The 13,925-nt window shown below is 64.2% G+C and carries 15 protein-coding genes and 1 pseudogene; 6 read left to right on the forward strand and 10 right to left on the reverse strand.

Annotated features, from left to right (window positions below):
- Nucleotides 1–244 precede the first annotated feature (244 nt).
- The 4 genes from npdG to G9463_RS17500 form a co-directional block, all read right to left on the reverse strand.
- Nucleotides 245–913 carry an NADPH-dependent F420 reductase gene (gene npdG / locus G9463_RS17485; protein ID WP_121302457.1) on the reverse strand — a complete coding sequence of 223 codons (669 nt, stop codon included), beginning with the start codon at nt 911–913 and terminating at the stop codon, nt 245–247.
- A gap of 49 nt (nt 914–962) precedes the next feature.
- The gene (locus tag G9463_RS17490; RefSeq protein WP_127014204.1) at nt 963–1,352 is read right to left on the reverse strand and encodes a hypothetical protein; all 390 of its coding nucleotides are present in this window, start codon (nt 1,350–1,352) and stop codon (nt 963–965) included.
- A gap of 75 nt (nt 1,353–1,427) precedes the next feature.
- Nucleotides 1,428–2,300, reverse strand: coding sequence for a TIGR01548 family HAD-type hydrolase (locus tag G9463_RS17495; RefSeq protein WP_165897386.1), 873 nt, complete (start codon nt 2,298–2,300; stop codon nt 1,428–1,430).
- Between the two features lie 19 nt (nt 2,301–2,319).
- Nucleotides 2,320–2,733 carry a UPF0146 family protein gene (locus tag G9463_RS17500; protein ID WP_127014442.1) on the reverse strand — a complete coding sequence of 138 codons (414 nt, stop codon included), beginning with the start codon at nt 2,731–2,733 and terminating at the stop codon, nt 2,320–2,322.
- A 30-nt stretch (nt 2,734–2,763) separates the two neighbouring features.
- On the opposite strand from G9463_RS17500, the gene G9463_RS17505 reads away from it, so the two are divergent.
- Both G9463_RS17505 and G9463_RS17510 read left to right on the forward strand, forming a co-directional pair.
- A complete protein-coding gene (locus G9463_RS17505; protein ID WP_004514915.1) occupies nt 2,764–3,285 on the forward strand; it encodes an archaemetzincin family Zn-dependent metalloprotease in 522 nt (173 codons plus the stop codon).
- A 68-nt stretch (nt 3,286–3,353) separates the two neighbouring features.
- Nucleotides 3,354–3,569: a hypothetical protein gene (locus G9463_RS17510; protein WP_004958463.1), complete on the forward strand. Its 216-nt coding sequence runs from the start codon at nt 3,354–3,356 to the stop codon at nt 3,567–3,569.
- A gap of 28 nt (nt 3,570–3,597) precedes the next feature.
- Here G9463_RS17510 and G9463_RS17515 read toward each other — a convergent pair whose 3' ends face one another.
- Nucleotides 3,598–5,427 (reverse strand): ribosome biogenesis/translation initiation ATPase RLI, encoded by a 1,830-nt coding sequence (locus G9463_RS17515; protein ID WP_165897387.1) that lies wholly within the window; start codon nt 5,425–5,427, stop codon nt 3,598–3,600.
- Between the two features lie 2 nt (nt 5,428–5,429).
- Nucleotides 5,430–5,726 carry a hypothetical protein gene (locus G9463_RS17520; RefSeq protein ID WP_007188651.1) on the reverse strand — a complete coding sequence of 99 codons (297 nt, stop codon included), beginning with the start codon at nt 5,724–5,726 and terminating at the stop codon, nt 5,430–5,432.
- 125 nt (nt 5,727–5,851) lie between these two features.
- Between G9463_RS17520 and G9463_RS17525 the strand changes: the two genes are divergently transcribed.
- Nucleotides 5,852–6,115: a winged helix-turn-helix domain-containing protein gene (locus G9463_RS17525; RefSeq protein ID WP_004958458.1), complete on the forward strand. Its 264-nt coding sequence runs from the start codon at nt 5,852–5,854 to the stop codon at nt 6,113–6,115.
- A gap of 46 nt (nt 6,116–6,161) precedes the next feature.
- On the opposite strand, the gene G9463_RS17530 is transcribed toward G9463_RS17525, so the two are convergent.
- From G9463_RS17530 to uvsE, 4 genes are all read right to left on the reverse strand, one after another.
- The gene (locus tag G9463_RS17530; RefSeq protein WP_165897388.1) at nt 6,162–6,719 is read right to left on the reverse strand and encodes a cysteine hydrolase family protein; all 558 of its coding nucleotides are present in this window, start codon (nt 6,717–6,719) and stop codon (nt 6,162–6,164) included.
- A gap of 1 nt (nt 6,720) precedes the next feature.
- The gene (locus G9463_RS17535; RefSeq protein WP_004958453.1) at nt 6,721–7,542 is read right to left on the reverse strand and encodes a YqcI/YcgG family protein; all 822 of its coding nucleotides are present in this window, start codon (nt 7,540–7,542) and stop codon (nt 6,721–6,723) included.
- Between the two features lie 98 nt (nt 7,543–7,640).
- Nucleotides 7,641–9,518: a PINc/VapC family ATPase gene (locus tag G9463_RS17540; RefSeq protein WP_004958450.1), complete on the reverse strand. Its 1,878-nt coding sequence runs from the start codon at nt 9,516–9,518 to the stop codon at nt 7,641–7,643.
- Nucleotides 9,519–9,601: 83 nt separating this feature from the next.
- Nucleotides 9,602–10,525: a UV DNA damage repair endonuclease UvsE gene (gene uvsE / locus G9463_RS17545; RefSeq protein WP_165897389.1), complete on the reverse strand. Its 924-nt coding sequence runs from the start codon at nt 10,523–10,525 to the stop codon at nt 9,602–9,604.
- A 212-nt stretch (nt 10,526–10,737) separates the two neighbouring features.
- Here uvsE and G9463_RS17550 point away from each other — a divergent pair, with 212 nt between their 5' ends.
- The 3 genes and pseudogenes from G9463_RS17550 to G9463_RS17560 all read left to right on the forward strand — a co-directional run.
- Nucleotides 10,738–11,820 (forward strand): M20 family metallopeptidase, encoded by a 1,083-nt coding sequence (locus G9463_RS17550; RefSeq protein ID WP_165897390.1) that lies wholly within the window; start codon nt 10,738–10,740, stop codon nt 11,818–11,820.
- Between the two features lie 185 nt (nt 11,821–12,005).
- The gene (locus tag G9463_RS17555; RefSeq protein WP_165897391.1) at nt 12,006–13,172 is read left to right on the forward strand and encodes an acetamidase/formamidase family protein; all 1,167 of its coding nucleotides are present in this window, start codon (nt 12,006–12,008) and stop codon (nt 13,170–13,172) included.
- 88 nt (nt 13,173–13,260) lie between these two features.
- Nucleotides 13,261–13,925, forward strand: a pseudogene (locus G9463_RS17560) (carboxypeptidase M32); the annotation flags it as partial.

A 13,925-nucleotide genomic window follows, 5' to 3' on the forward strand; every position in this document is an offset into this window, starting at 1 on the left:
CAGCGTTTCATCGCTGGTGGCGGGGAAGGGCAGGGCTGCTGTGGCAGACCCTCAACTGGGATTAGCACTGCTGCCGGCGGCTGACCGGCCACGGCAGGCATATCGCTCGCCGACGGCGAGCGGTTTCACTCCGAGCGCGCTCTGTGAGCGCGACTCGGAGGTCGTTTTTAGCGTAGATTTTTACGAGGAGCCCTCCCACAGCGGCGCGAAGCGCCGCGAGGAAGGGCGACGAAGTAAAAAGGTACTATTGGAACTTCACACCGAGGTCATGCAGGCCGTCGTTGTGGCGGGCGACGTTGATGAGCAGCGGCGTCAGTCCCTCAATTTCGGCGGCGTTAGCGAGCGGGCCGCCGTCGAGGGCACGAAGCCCCTCGATGCCCTCGGCGAGTTCACAGACGGTGTCTTTGGCGTCGGTGTCGTCGCCGACGACAATGGTGTCCCAGTTCAGGTCGGCGTCGAGGTTGGCAAGACGACCGGCCGCGAGGTTGTGGAACGCGCCGACAACAGGCGTGTCATCGGGGGCGGCGTTGGCGGCCAGTTGCGTGACGCTGCCGGCACCGGGGCGGTTGTAGTGGAAGCCGTCCTCGTCGCGTTGCATCCCGACGGCGGGGGCCACAAGGGTTGTGTCATCGAGTTCGTCGGCAACGGCGTCGATGGTGTCGGTAAGGTGGTAGGCCGGGACGGCGGCGACAACCACGTCGGCGCGGGCGGCGGCGTCCTCGTTCACCAGCCCGGCGATTGATACGTCGTCGTGGCCGCGGCTGGCCAGTTCTGTCTCGTACTCCTCGGCTTTGTTCGCCGCTTTCTGGGCTTTCCGGGAGCCGATGATGATCGTGTGGTTGGTGTCGTCAGCCCAGCGGAGGGCAAGGCCTTGGCCGATGTCTCCAGTACCGCCAAGCAACGCGATGTCCATACTTACGGCGTAGGCCGACCACTGAATAAACGTTGTGTGACAGGTTCACTCAGGTGTACTTCTCCCAAGCCCGGTCGAACCCGCCGGCGAAGGCGACGTACAGCGCGCTCCCGAGGCCCACCAGATAGCTGACCCACTGCGTTGCGACGCCAGCGACTGATGCGTCCCCGAGCACGAGGGCAAAGACAGTCGTGAGCGGCACCATCACAAAAAAGAGAACGATGATAAACATCCCGACGCGGCCCGGCCGGTGGACGGATTCGAGGATGTGACTGCGTTCACGCATCGTCCCGTAGGCCGCGATAAGGCCGAGTAGCTGGCAGATAACGGCGTACAGCGGCACCAGGTCGACCGACGGCTCGCGGATGACCGCGCCTCCGACGAGTCCGGCCCAGATGCTCACCAGCAGCGCCCAGCCGAACGTCGGTAGTCGTCGCATATCCGTGGTCTCTGTCCCGTCGGTGAAACCGTTGCCGTTTACCGCCAGTCGATGGCGTTGCCCCGGCCACCTCGCTTATACCGCGTCGAGAAGCTCGGGCAGGTCGGTGACCGATTCGATGACGGCACTCGCGCCGTTGTTGGCGAACGTCTGGCGGCCGGCATCGCCGGTCAGCCCGCCTGTCAAGACGCCGATGCCGTAGTAGACGCGGTCGTCGTCGGCCGCATCGGCGTTGACTGCCGTCGCCACGTCGTCAAGGGTGTCGCCGGCAAAGGCGACCCGCTCGGCGTCGAAGCGCTCGGCGAGCGTCTGCAGGGCGGCGGGGTGGGGTTTGCCCTCCTCCCAGTCATCCATCGTGAAGCGGTGCTCTGCGGGCAGGTCGAGGTCGACCCGCTCCAGCGCGATGTCGGCTTCGGCGGCCGGTCGGCCGGTGACGACGCCGACGGCGAAACGGTCCTGCAGAGCCAATAGCGTCTCGTCGTCGACCAGCAACGGCTCGTCATGGATGTAGCCCGGCGCGGTAAACGGTGGCTCGCCGCCCTCGATATCCCGGTAGAGGTCGGTTCCGAGATACAGCGTCTGGAACACATCCCGGAGCTGTTCGCGGTTCCAGGCGTCGAAGACTCGGTCTTCCGCGGGGTCATCCAGCAGGTCACGAACCACCGCTTCGGCCGCGTCGAGGCCACCGCCGCGTTCGGCGATAGCGTCGGTGAACGCCGCTATATCTGCGACAGTGGACTCGCGGCCGGCGAGAACGAACAGCGCGGCCGCATAGGTCAGTTCCCAGTCGTTGTTGAACCCGCCGGCGTCCTTGAACTGCTGGACTGCCGCCTTCTCGATCGTGTCGCCGTACACCCGGTCGATGGATTCGATAATCGCTCGGCGATAGGAGTCGGCCACGTCCACCAGCACGCCGTCGATGTCGAGGACGACCGCGTCGACTTGCATGGGCGAGCGAAGGCAGTCCTCACTCAAGCGCCTTGCTATCTTTCGCCCGGTACAGCGTCTCCCCGCCCGGGAGCTGCTCCCGCTCGACGGCGACCGTTGGCTGGTCGCCGCCCAGCGTCGTGAACCAGAACGCGGCCCCAACGGCCTCGGCAACGGTCAACGTCGGCCGGTGCAGTTCAGGCGGGAGGTTCCGGGCGAACACGATGTCTGCATCCACATACACCGAGCGGTCGGGTTTGAGGATGTCATCCACGACGAACCGCACCCCGTCGGGGGCCTCCCGTTCGACGATATCCGTTGCGGTCACATCTACGCCTCGCTCGGCCAGAGCATCGGCTACGTCAGGGTGGTTTCCGATGCCGACCTCGACGACGGAATCGACAGACGCCAGTCGGTCGACAAGCGGGCCGGTGGTGTCGGTCACGTCGTACAATTTATGAGATGCGGGCGCATATGCGTTCCCATGCACGTCGACATCGTGCCGGTGGGCGAGGTCTCAGCCCAGGTCAAACGCGAGGCCTCGGACGGACTCCGCTCCGTCTACGACTGTGAGGTCTCGATGCACGAGCCACAGTCCATTCCTGCCGGCGCGTACGATGGGGACCGCGACCAGTACCGCGCAGAGGAGTTTATCGACCTCGCCCGCCGGGTCGGCTCCGGCGGCAAAAACATCGCTATCACGCCGAAAGACCTCTTCTACCGCCGCCGAAACTACGTTTTCGGACTCGCGTATCTCGGTGGCTCCGGTAGCGTTATCTCCACGTACCGGCTCCAGACGTCCTCCGATGGCGGCTTCTCAAACCGCTCTGCCGGCGAAATCTTCTCACAGCGGGTTCGAAAAGAGGTCGTCCACGAGGTCGGCCACACCCTCGGGCTGGAACACTGCGACAACAAGCGCTGCGTGATGAATTTCTCCCCCACCGTCCGACAAGTCGACGTAAAAGAGGTTTCGCTGTGCGGGTCCTGCCAGCGGAACGTGCTGTGATTTGCGAACAGATACCAAACTGATTCGGTATAGCGCCTACCTTTCTGTGGTACTTGTACACACACGCGATGAGCAAGAGTCAGTCACCCGAGCGCGTTGCGGAACTGCGAGACATCTTCGTGACGGTCACCGGCGATGAAGCGGTCACTGAACGCCAGACAGACGAGCAGACTGACCGTGAACTCGACCCGGACGAGGAGTTCGACCCAGAGGAAGTCGCTGACGGCTTAGACGACGCGGTTGCGGGGTCCGAGACGAGCAGTGGCAGTGACCCCGCGGCTTGACACCGTACTGTGTCTTCGAGTTCCGACGCTACGGCGCGTAGTAGTACTCGCCGGCGTTTTTCTGCTCGCGGTCCAGTTGCGAGTCGGGCTTGTTGATACGGGGCCGTGAGGTCCGCTCGTCGCGGCGGAACGTGATATCGAGGTTCTGGAGGAACTCGTTCATGCCCTCGCGCATGCCCTGCGGCGGCGCAGCGTGGCCGTTCTTGGCCGGCTCGCCGTCGAAGACGAGCAGACGGTCGGCCAGCAGGTCGATCATGTAGATGTCGTGGTCGATGACCATCGCCGTCGCGTCGTGGTTCTCGGCGTAGCGGCGGATGGCGGAGGTCGCCATGACGCGCTGTTCCACGTCCAGATGGGCCGAGGGCTCGTCGAGCAGGTAGAGGTCGGCATCTTTCGAGAGGCAGGCCGCGATGGCGACCCGCTGGCGCTCCCCGCCAGAGAGGTCGGTGAGTTGCTGTTCCATCACCGACTCCAACTGGAGCGGCTGGGCGATTTCGGTGTTCCAGTAGGAACTGCCGAAGTCGTCCGTAATCGACGCGAGGAAGGCGTCGACACGCATCGGCTGGTCGATCTCGATGTACTGGGGCTTGTAGGCGATATCGAGGCTGGTGTCGATGTCGCCTGCAGTCGGTTCCAGTCGGCCGGCGAGCATCTTCGCGAACGTGGATTTCCCGATACCGTTCGGGCCGACGACGCCCAGCACCTCGCTCTCGCGGATGGTACCGGCCTCGACATCCAGTGAGAACTCGCCGTCGCCGTAGCTCTTCTGGAGCTCGGGGTACTCGATGACCACGTCGCCGCTAGAGGCGCTCCGTGGCGCGTGTTCCTCGAACTCGATATCCGTCTGGCGGATGCGCATATTCTCGTTTTCGAGGTAGCCGGAGAGGTACTCGTTGATGCCCTTCTTCGTCGATTTTGGCGGCGTGATGACACCGAACGCGCCGGGGGTCCCGTAGGCGACGTTGATGTTGTCCGCGAGCAGGTCCAGAATGGCGAGGTCGTGCTCGACGACGAGCATCGAGCGGTCCTCCTCCTCGGCGAGTTCGCGGATGAGCCGTGCGGCGGTCATCCGCTGGCCGATGTCCAGATACGGCGTGATCTCGTCGAGGAAGTAGAAGTCCGCGTCCCGTGCCAGCGTGGCGACGAGCGCGACCCGCTGGAGCTCTCCGCCGGAGAGGTCGTCGATGTGGTTGTCGACGACCGGCTCGATACCCGTCTGCTCGACGAGGTAGTCGAGGGCACCGCGTTCGTCGGTCTGGTCCAGCAGTTCGATGGCCTTGCCGTCGAACTGGTTCGGGATCCGGTCGACGTACTGGGGCTTGCGGGCGACATCCACGTCACCGCCGCGCATCTGTTCAAGGTACTCCTGCAGGGCGGTGCCGCGGTACTCATCGAGGATTTCGTCCCAGCTCGGTTCCTCGCCGTAGCGGCCCAGATTGGGCTGCATCTCGTCGGCGAGGATGCGGACGGCGGTGGTCTTCCCGATGCCGTTCGGGCCGAGAATCCCCGTCACCTGGCCTTCGGCGGGGCTGGGGAGCCCGTACAGCGAGAAGGCGTTCTCCCCGTAGCGGTGGATCGGCTCGTCGGTCAGCTCCTGCGGGAGATTGATGATTTCGATCGCGTCGAACGGACACTTGTTCACGCAGATACCGCAGGACTCGCCCAGACAGATTTCCTCGGAGATGCGGACCTGATCGGGCTGGCCCTCGAAGGGCTCGTCTTCCTCGTACTCGTCTTCCCGTTTGACGATGCATTCTTTCCCGCTGCGGTTGGGCGGGCAGTAGTTCATGCACTCGTAGTTACAGCGGTCGGGCTGACACCGCTCCAAGTCGACGACGGCGATACTGTCTTCGGCCATCGTTATGCCCCCGTTGTGAGGAGGATACCCCAGGAGACGAACCACAGCGAGAAGGTCATGAAGCCGATGTAGAGCACGTCCTTCGTCGAGAGGTCGTCCGTGTCGATGCCGATCACCCGCAGAATCGGGAACTGTGCTGCGATAGCGACCGCGAGGACGAGCACGCCCTGTGGGTCGTTTGGCGTGGCCGCTAGCGCGTTGGAACCAAACGCGGCGGCGATGCCAGCGACGGCTGTCAGCGTCGTGACAGTGAGCCCCCGCATATGGGAGCTCATTCCGTCCGCCGTTTCCGTAGCCATACCACACGTTCCACTACCCGCAACCAAAAGGTGCGCGGTTCAACACTGTGACGCGGCCGCGAATGCGTGCGCCGGCGAGACTGACTCCTCAATCTTTATGCGCCCGGCGCTTGTGATTACGGGTAATGACGGACTCTGATGGGGAAGCCATCGCAGACCTTCCGCCGAGCGCAAAGCTCGTGTACAAGGTTCTGGAGTACGACGGCCCGCTGACACAGAAAGGCATCGTCGAGGAGTCGATGCTTTCGGCACGGACTGTCCGCTACGCTCTGGAACGACTCGACGAAGTCGGTGTCATCGAAGAAGACGTGTACTTCGCCGACGCGCGGCAGAACCTCTACGAGATTATCGAACAACCGGCAGAAGCGGACGCCGCGGTTTCGGATTAACTCGCTTTCTCGCTCATTGCTTCCCAGCGCAGTCGGGAGCTTGCTGCTACAGCGACGCGACCACGTCGTCCGTCGTCGCAATCGTCGCGAACTCACCGCGCAGTTGCGCCAGCGCCGTTCGGTGAACGAGGTTCGGGTCGAAGTGTTCGTCGCCGAGTGTCCGGTCGAACGTCGCGGTCGCGTCGCCCGGAACGACAACGTCGAATCCCCGGTTCTCGGCCATCCGTGTCGTTGTTGAGACGCAGTGGTCGGTCGTCAGGCCACAGATGACGAGCGTCTCGGAGGCAGTGTCGCGGAGCCAGTCCGCTAATCCGGTGTCGATGAACGCGCCGTTGACGCGCTTTTCGAACGTCGCTTCTCCCGCTTCGGGCGATAGTTCTCGTTTGAACGCGAACCCCGGTTCGCCGCGCCGAAGCGGTGAGTCCGGTTCCGTCGAGTTGTGGCGGACGTGCGCAACTGGCAGACTGCGCTCTCGCCATTCGGTAAGCAGGCGTGTCGCGTTCGCCTCGGCGTCGGGGTTGTTCCGCGTTCCCCACTGCGACTCGTCGAATCCCTGCTGGAAGTCGACCAGCACGAGGACTGGTGTCTCGGGCAGTACGACCATCTTAGTCGGCCGGCTCCGGCGCGGGCGTCTCGACGAGCCACTTCGATTTCGGGTGCTCGCGCGTCACGGTCATCGGACACTCGTCCGGCGACGCGTTCTCGTCCGATGACAGCATGTACTGGGGCCATTCCCGGTCGCCCTCAACGCCCCAGTCGCCGATGTCGGCGTGGGGACAGACGCCGTCGTACTCCTCCAGCCGTCCCTGAATGACATCGCGGGCGTGCTGGCCGGCCTCGGTGTCGGCCGTGACGTTCAGGTCCTCGAACAGCGCCCGGGGCTGGAACGTAATTTCCAGCCCGACCGGACAGTAGCGGCTCTTTCGCGTGTCGTAGAACGGTGCGCGGCAGGTCGGAAACATCGGCTTGCCGCCGAAACAGAACTCCCAGTGAGGGTCGTCCGGGTCAGTCGGAATATCCTCGGGCCACGGCTCCGGGTCGTGGACGTGGAGGAACTGAAGAATGTGCCAGAGTCGGTCGTGGTACTCGGCCTCTGTCAGTGGCCGTTCGGGTGGCCGGAAGAAGGTCACTAGCGAGGCCCGCTCGCTGTGGTCTTGGTAGGTGTCAAGGTACTTCAGGAGCGTCTGGCCGAGGTCGAACAGCGCGTCCGGGTCACTCATCGACGGGACGGCCGTGTACAGCGGCTCGCCGTCCCGAACTGACTCCGCGCCGAAGAAACAGGGGAACGGGGAGCCGTTTCGCTCACCGGTCAACCCCTCGCGGAAGGTCCGCCAGTGAGCCCCGACCCACTCTGGCGCGTCGCCCCGCTCCACTCGGGCGGCCAGCGTCTCCTGGTCTTGTAACTTACCGACGACTGCATCGGTCATAGCTATATTGTCGTGTTCCAGCGGAATTTAGCTGTCGTTTTCGCCGGCTCGGACCCATTTCTCGGCGATAACCGCACGACCGGCTTGCTCGCCGAACCCTACGACGGCACGACGGTAATCGTGCTTCCGCGGTCGATAGCTCGCTCCAGTTCCTCGGCGATGCCCGACCCGCGCGAGACCTGAATCTCGCCGCCACGGGAGACTGTCGCGGTAAAGAGGTACTCGCCGTCGGCCTGCAGTTCGACCGTGTCACCGGCGTGACCGTCGAGCGGGACGATGACGTGCCGCGAGGTGACTTCCGGCTGGACGATTTCGCCCTGCTTGCCGCCGGAGTCGGTCTGGGGGCCGCCCGACGGCCCGGACGGTCGTTCCTCGAAGGTCCGCACGTCGATGTCGATACCGAGGCGGTTCTCCACGTCGGAGATGCGGCCGCCGCCTTTGCCGATGACCTGCGAGATGTCGTCGTCCTCGACCCAGACGACGGCGGTGTTCGGGCCGCGGAGTTCGACCTCGACGTGGCCCCGCGCGATGGACCGGATCTCGCGTTCGACCTCCTGTTTGGCGAGGCGGTCGACGCCGGAGTCCGGCTGGTCCTCGTCGTCGTTCAGCGGGACGGTGACGACCTGACGGTTGAACGTGTAGATCTCGAACTCCGGCCGACCGGTCTCGAAGTCCTTGACCATGATGACTGGTCGCGCAAGGTCTTCCTCCATGAGGCCTTGCGGGACCTTGACCTCTGTCGACACGTCGTAGACCGTGTCGACTTCTCCGGCTTCAATGTAGACGACGGTATCGACGATCTGGGGGATGAGCCCGAGTTCAACGCGGCCGATGAGCCGCTGGAGCGCGTCGATGGCGCGGGTTGCGTGGACGACGCCGACCATGCCGACGCCGGCCAGTCGCATGTCCGCGAACACTTCGAAGTCGTCGGTCTTGCGCACCTCGTCGTAGATGGTGTAGTCCGGCCGGACCATCAACAGCGAGTCGGCGGTCTTCTCCATCGAGCCGCCGAGTTCGGTGTACTGCGTGATGTTCGGGCCGACCTGCAGGTCCCGCGGTTTCTCCATCGTCTTGACCGCGTAGTCGGCGTCGACGAGGAACTCGCCGACCGCCTGCGCGAAGGTGGACTTCCCGGCCCCGGGCGAACCGGAGATGAGGACGCCGCGCTGGTGTTCGGTGAAGCGGTCCCGCAGTTCGTCAGCGTACTCGTAGTCGTCCAGTTCGGTCTTGACGATAGGCCGAACGGCCGTGATTTCGAGTGCGTCCGAGAAGGGTGGCCGCGCGATGGCGATTCGGTAGTCCCGGAACTGCGTGATTGTCATGCCGGGCTCGTCGAGTTCGAGGAAGCCGTCCGGCGATGCGCGTGCGCTCTCCTCGATGTCGGCGGCGTACTCCCGGAGTTCGCTCTCCGTCGCGGGACTGTCGCGGATCGGCGTGTACTGCATATCGCCGATAGAGCCCTTCTTGGCGTAGGGCTCGACACCGACCTTGAGGTGGACGCTCATCGTCCCCTCGTCGAAGAAGTTCTCTATCTGCAGGCGGTCGACTGTTCGCTTCACCGGGTCGACAAACTCCACTGCGAGACCCTTCGCGCGGGCGACTTCGGCTTGGACGTCGTCGCTGGTCACGAGCGTCGCGTCGCGGTCACCGGCGATATCCCGGATGAGCGCGTCAATCTGGCCTTCGCCGGCCTCGCGCTTTTCGATGGCATCGGGCCGCCGGCCGACGTACTCCACGTCGATGGTGCCTTCCTCAGCCAGGTCGACGAGTGTTTGGAGCTCTTCGAGTCCTTCCCAGCCCGTCTCGCGGCCATCGTTCGCCTGTGCTTCGAGTTCGCCGACGACGGCCTCGGGAACGACGACCGTCGCGCCGGCAAAGCCCATGCCGTCGACATCCGTGTCAGGGTCGGCATCAGCCTTCACTTGGTCGGACACGCGGCCGTCGATGACCACGCTCGTGTCCGGTACAATTTCCATATGCGAACGTTGGAGACTGCCGTTCATAAGGGTGTGGAGTCTCCCGCTCCGGACCGACGTTCGACACCGAATAGCGTGCCTGCTCACTCCGTGCCTGGCACACGGTCGGCGTCAGCCGCCCGCAGGCGAAACAACGACCGTTCCTTGCCGTGGGATTCAACCATCACGTCCGATTGTTCGGTGAGCCACGTCGGGACAGCAGCGACGTGGTCAGCGTGTGCCTGTGGGCTCGCATCGCTGTCGGGCCGGAGGCGCGCCGGCTCCGAGTAATGTGTGATCGGCCGGGCGCCATCCCACGTTTCCCGGGCCAACTCGAACCCTTCACGATAGGTGAGCCCGCGGTCAGTGAAGCTGTGATGGTGATAATCGAACGTCACGGGAATATCGACTTGACTGGCGACATCCGTGACGAGTTCCTGAACGCTCCACAGCGATTCGGCGTCGTCATTTTCGACAGTCAATCGGTCGCGAGCCCGCGGCGCGAGGTCGCTGACGACATCGCAGAACCGGTCGGCTGTCGCCGCCTTGTCACCGTAATGAGCGCCGATATGGACGTTAATCGCATACCGCGGCGACTGCGGCAGTCCCATCAGGTCGAGCCAGCGGCCGTGGTGTTCGACCGACTCGACGGAACGAGCGACGGTGTCGTCGGACTCACTCGCCAGCTTGCACCAGTGGCTCGGGTGAAAGGTCAGACGCATATCGTTGTCCTGTACGAGCGCACCACACTCCGCTGCCAGTGACTGGACCCGCTCGTAGTTCGGCAGGGCAGTAATGTCGAACTGTGAGTTCCACGGGACGAGTTTGGAGCTACAGCGATAGAAGTCGATGCCGTGGTCGCGATTCCACAGCAGAATCTCGCGCAGGTCCTCGAAGTTCTGCGCAGCGAGCGTGGCCGCGTACTCGATACCCTCGGATTCCCAGGTCTTCTTCTGCATGTCGCGATTGCACCGGCGAGGCGGGTCACGCTCTCGAAGCGTCCGGTTCATCGCCGCGTAGCCCAGCATTACCGAGTATTACCGCTCGGGACACACAGGTGTTCGGTTCGAAACGGACACCAGAAGTCTCAGCGAAAACTGCGCCCCTCCAACCCGTTTCAGGCCTGATACAGAGTCACCGGTGGACTGACGCCCATCTTTCGGACCGGGTCGGCGTGGGCCAGCCAACGCAAGCATCGCCTGCCGCGGATTTTTGTTCCGCGGGCTCCCGACCCACGGATATGGACACGCTCACATCGCTGACTCGTGACCTCGTTTCGATCCCCAGTCACGACGACGAAGCGGCTGCTGGGGAGTACATCACAGCGTGGCTCCGGGACCACACCGACGCACGAGTCACCCGTGACGACCACGGGAACGTCATCGCCCGCAAGGGCCAGGGCGACGACTCGCTCGCCTTCGTCGGCCACCACGATGTGGTCCCACCGGACGAGACGCAAGTCGACGCCGACAGCGAGTACGTCGTCGAGGAGCGCGACGGCCGCCTCTACGGCCGCGGCACGGCGGACATGAAAGGGTGTGTCGCCGCGGCGATGCTGGCCTTCCGGGACGCCGACCCCGCCGGCGAACTGGTCTTCGCTTCTTTCGTCGGCGAGGAACAGGGTGGCGTCGGCTGTCAGGCCGCTATCGAGGACGGTTTCGCGCCCGACTACGCCGTCGTCGGCGAGGGGTCGACCGGCTACTCTGCACCCGGAACGACGGACGTGGCCGTCGCGCACAAGGGCCGGCGGGGGTCGACCATCGTCGCCGACGGCGCAGCGGCCCACGCCAGCGAACCAGAGGCCGGCGCGAACGCTATCTACCGCGTGACCGACGCCGTCGACGTGGTCCGGGATCTCGACTTTCCGTCGACAACCGTCCTCGGGCACGAAATGCGCGGGAGCGTCGCGGTCACCGAGATTGACGGGGGCTCGGCCTGGAACGTCATCCCCGAGCGGTGTGCGGCCACAGTAGACGAGCGGACGGTCCCCGGCGAACGCGCGCCGCTTGACAGGGTCGAAGCCATCGATGGCGTGACCTGGCGCGTCGACCAGGACCTCCCGCCGATGGCCTGTGGCGACGCCGACTTTGCGGACGCAGTGCTGGACGCCGCTACCACCGGTCAGGACGGGACGCCCGAACACGTCGTCAAACCGCACGCGACCGACGCCGGCTGGCTCGCACAGGCCGGAACGGACTGCGTCATCGTCGGCGCGGCTGAGCCCGGCGAGGCTCACACCGCCGACGAGAGCGTGTCGCTGGCCGTCGTTGAGCGATGTCAGGACGTATATGAGCGCGTCGCTGCGTCGTGGCCGTCCCGCTAAGCCATCACCGAGTGGGCTCCGCTCCGGAGCGAGCGCGACTGTCTATGTCTGTTTTGTAATTCGGAAGAAAATACGACGAACGGTCGACTATCGTTCGTAATCTGGTGTATTGATGTTTGGTTGACGAAATAATTGTTATTTCGTCTGTACTTTTACATGACAGACACTTCCCGCGACGTGGAGCGATGAAACGAAGACGACTCATGAAAGCGGCAGGCGCGCTGGGTCTCCTCGGAGCAGGGACCGGCTCACAGGTTCTCGGGGACAACGTCGACATCGCGGCCGCACAGGCCGACGACGGGACAGACACACAGGAGGGAGACAACTCCTACGAAGTCGATACGGTCGTCGAATCGACGACCGAGAACGTGGTCTGGGGCGCGATCGACCCGACGAAAGAGCCCATAGAACGTGTCGAATCTGGCTCGGTCGTCCAAATCGAGACGATATCCCACGAGGGCATCTTAGAGGACCAGCCGGGGCCGGAGGAGTTCTTCACGAATGCGGGGATTCCGGAGTCGGACATCCTAGAGGATCAGGTCAGCGTCTACGAGGAGGTCCCACACGATGGAGCCGGGCCGCACGTCGTCACCGGGCCGGTGTACATTGAGGACGCCGAACCGGGCGACGTGCTGGAGGTCGAAGTGCTTGATATCGACTTCCGCGTTCCCTACGGCGCGAACACGATGCGACAGCGAAAGGGCGGCCTCCCCTCGGAGTTCACGTGGAACGACAGTGAGGTAATCGAGTTCGACCTCGACCGAGGGGTGGCCGAACTCAGCGACACGACCGAAATCCCGCTGGACCCGTTCCAGGGAATCATGGCCGTCGGTCCGACGGCGACTACGGGGCGGGTGAACTCGGTCCCGCCGGGTCCGTTCGGCGGCAACATCGACATTCAGGGCACCGGCGTCGGGACGACGCTCTACTTCCCGGTGTTCGCCCCGGGCGCGCTGTTTTTCACCGGCGACGGGCACGCGCTTCAGGGCAACGGCGAGGTCGACCTCACTGCCCTGGAGACGTCGCTGACGCCAACGTTCCGGTTCACGCTGCACAAGGACGCCCAGCAGATGGACTGGCCCGTTGCCGAGACCGACGAGGATGTCTACGTTATGGGAATTAACGACGACCTCGACAACGCGATGGAGCAGGCTCTCAGGGAAGCGATATCGCTGCTCGTCCACCAGAAGGATATGACACCGACGGAGGCGTATCGACTACTGAGCCTTGCCGGGAATTTCAACGTCTCGCAGATAGTCGATATCAACAAAGGCATTCACGGCAAAATCCCGAAGGGTATCTTCACCGACGGCTTTGAAATCGACCCGCAGACGCTCGGGGAGAGCTTCTGAGCGAGCACGGTCCAGCCTGGCGGGGCTGACCGGTGCACCCCTTACCGGCGGCATCGGGTCTTTACCGTCGCCGGCCTAACCCCGCCGTATGGCAACAGCGAGCGAGGACAGCGAGTCCACGTACGAGCAGTTTCTGGATCACGTCCGCCGCCTCCATTACGTCGGGGACGCCGGCGGCGTCCTCAACTGGGACCAGCAGGTGATGATGCCCGACGCCGGGACGCCGGCCCGGGCGAAGCAGACCTCCGCCATCTCGACGCTCCATCACGAACTGCTGACCGACGATGCTCTGGCTGACTGGCTGGACGAACTTGACGACGCCGAACTCGACCCCGAACAGGAAGCGGTCGTTCGAGAAGTCCGGCGGGACCACGAGCGAGCCACCAGAGTTCCAGCCGATCTGGTCGAACGCATCTCCGAGGCGTCTTCGAACGCCCTGCCGGTCTGGAAAGAGGCCAAGGCCGAGGACGACTTCGACGCCTTCGCCGACACGCTCGAAGAACTGGTCGAACTCCGCCGGGAGTACGCCGCGGCCATTGACCCCGACCGCGACCCCTACGAGGTGCTGTTCGAGGAGTACGAACCGTACCTCGGCATTGACACCGCCGAGGACGTACTGACGGACCTTCGAGACGCGCTCGTCCCGCTCATAGACGATATCGGCGACAGCGACGTGACGCTGGCCGACCCGTTCGAAGGGACGTACGACGACGACACGCAGCACGACCTCGTCGAGACGGCGCTCGACGTGCT

It is taken from the genome of Haloarcula sp. JP-Z28 (assembly GCF_011440255.1).
Classification (GTDB): domain Archaea; phylum Halobacteriota; class Halobacteria; order Halobacteriales; family Haloarculaceae; genus Haloarcula; species Haloarcula marismortui.

Coding starts and splice junctions, on each gene's coding strand:
- npdG (WP_121302457.1), bottom strand. CDS start 913: ATGGACATCGCGTTGCTTGGCGGTACTGGAGACATCGGCCAAGGCCTT.
- G9463_RS17490 (WP_127014204.1), bottom strand. CDS start 1,352: ATGCGACGACTACCGACGTTCGGCTGGGCGCTGCTGGTGAGCATCTGG.
- G9463_RS17495 (WP_165897386.1), bottom strand. CDS start 2,300: ATGCAAGTCGACGCGGTCGTCCTCGACATCGACGGCGTGCTGGTGGAC.
- G9463_RS17505 (WP_004514915.1), top strand. CDS start 2,764: ATGCACGTCGACATCGTGCCGGTGGGCGAGGTCTCAGCCCAGGTCAAA.
- G9463_RS17510 (WP_004958463.1), top strand. CDS start 3,354: ATGAGCAAGAGTCAGTCACCCGAGCGCGTTGCGGAACTGCGAGACATC.
- G9463_RS17515 (WP_165897387.1), bottom strand. CDS start 5,427: ATGGCCGAAGACAGTATCGCCGTCGTCGACTTGGAGCGGTGTCAGCCC.
- G9463_RS17520 (WP_007188651.1), bottom strand. CDS start 5,726: ATGGCTACGGAAACGGCGGACGGAATGAGCTCCCATATGCGGGGGCTC.
- G9463_RS17525 (WP_004958458.1), top strand. CDS start 5,852: ATGACGGACTCTGATGGGGAAGCCATCGCAGACCTTCCGCCGAGCGCA.
- G9463_RS17530 (WP_165897388.1), bottom strand. CDS start 6,719: ATGGTCGTACTGCCCGAGACACCAGTCCTCGTGCTGGTCGACTTCCAG.
- G9463_RS17535 (WP_004958453.1), bottom strand. CDS start 7,542: ATGACCGATGCAGTCGTCGGTAAGTTACAAGACCAGGAGACGCTGGCC.
- G9463_RS17540 (WP_004958450.1), bottom strand. CDS start 9,518: ATGGAAATTGTACCGGACACGAGCGTGGTCATCGACGGCCGCGTGTCC.
- uvsE (WP_165897389.1), bottom strand. CDS start 10,525: ATGCTGGGCTACGCGGCGATGAACCGGACGCTTCGAGAGCGTGACCCG.
- G9463_RS17550 (WP_165897390.1), top strand. CDS start 10,738: ATGGACACGCTCACATCGCTGACTCGTGACCTCGTTTCGATCCCCAGT.
- G9463_RS17555 (WP_165897391.1), top strand. CDS start 12,006: ATGAAACGAAGACGACTCATGAAAGCGGCAGGCGCGCTGGGTCTCCTC.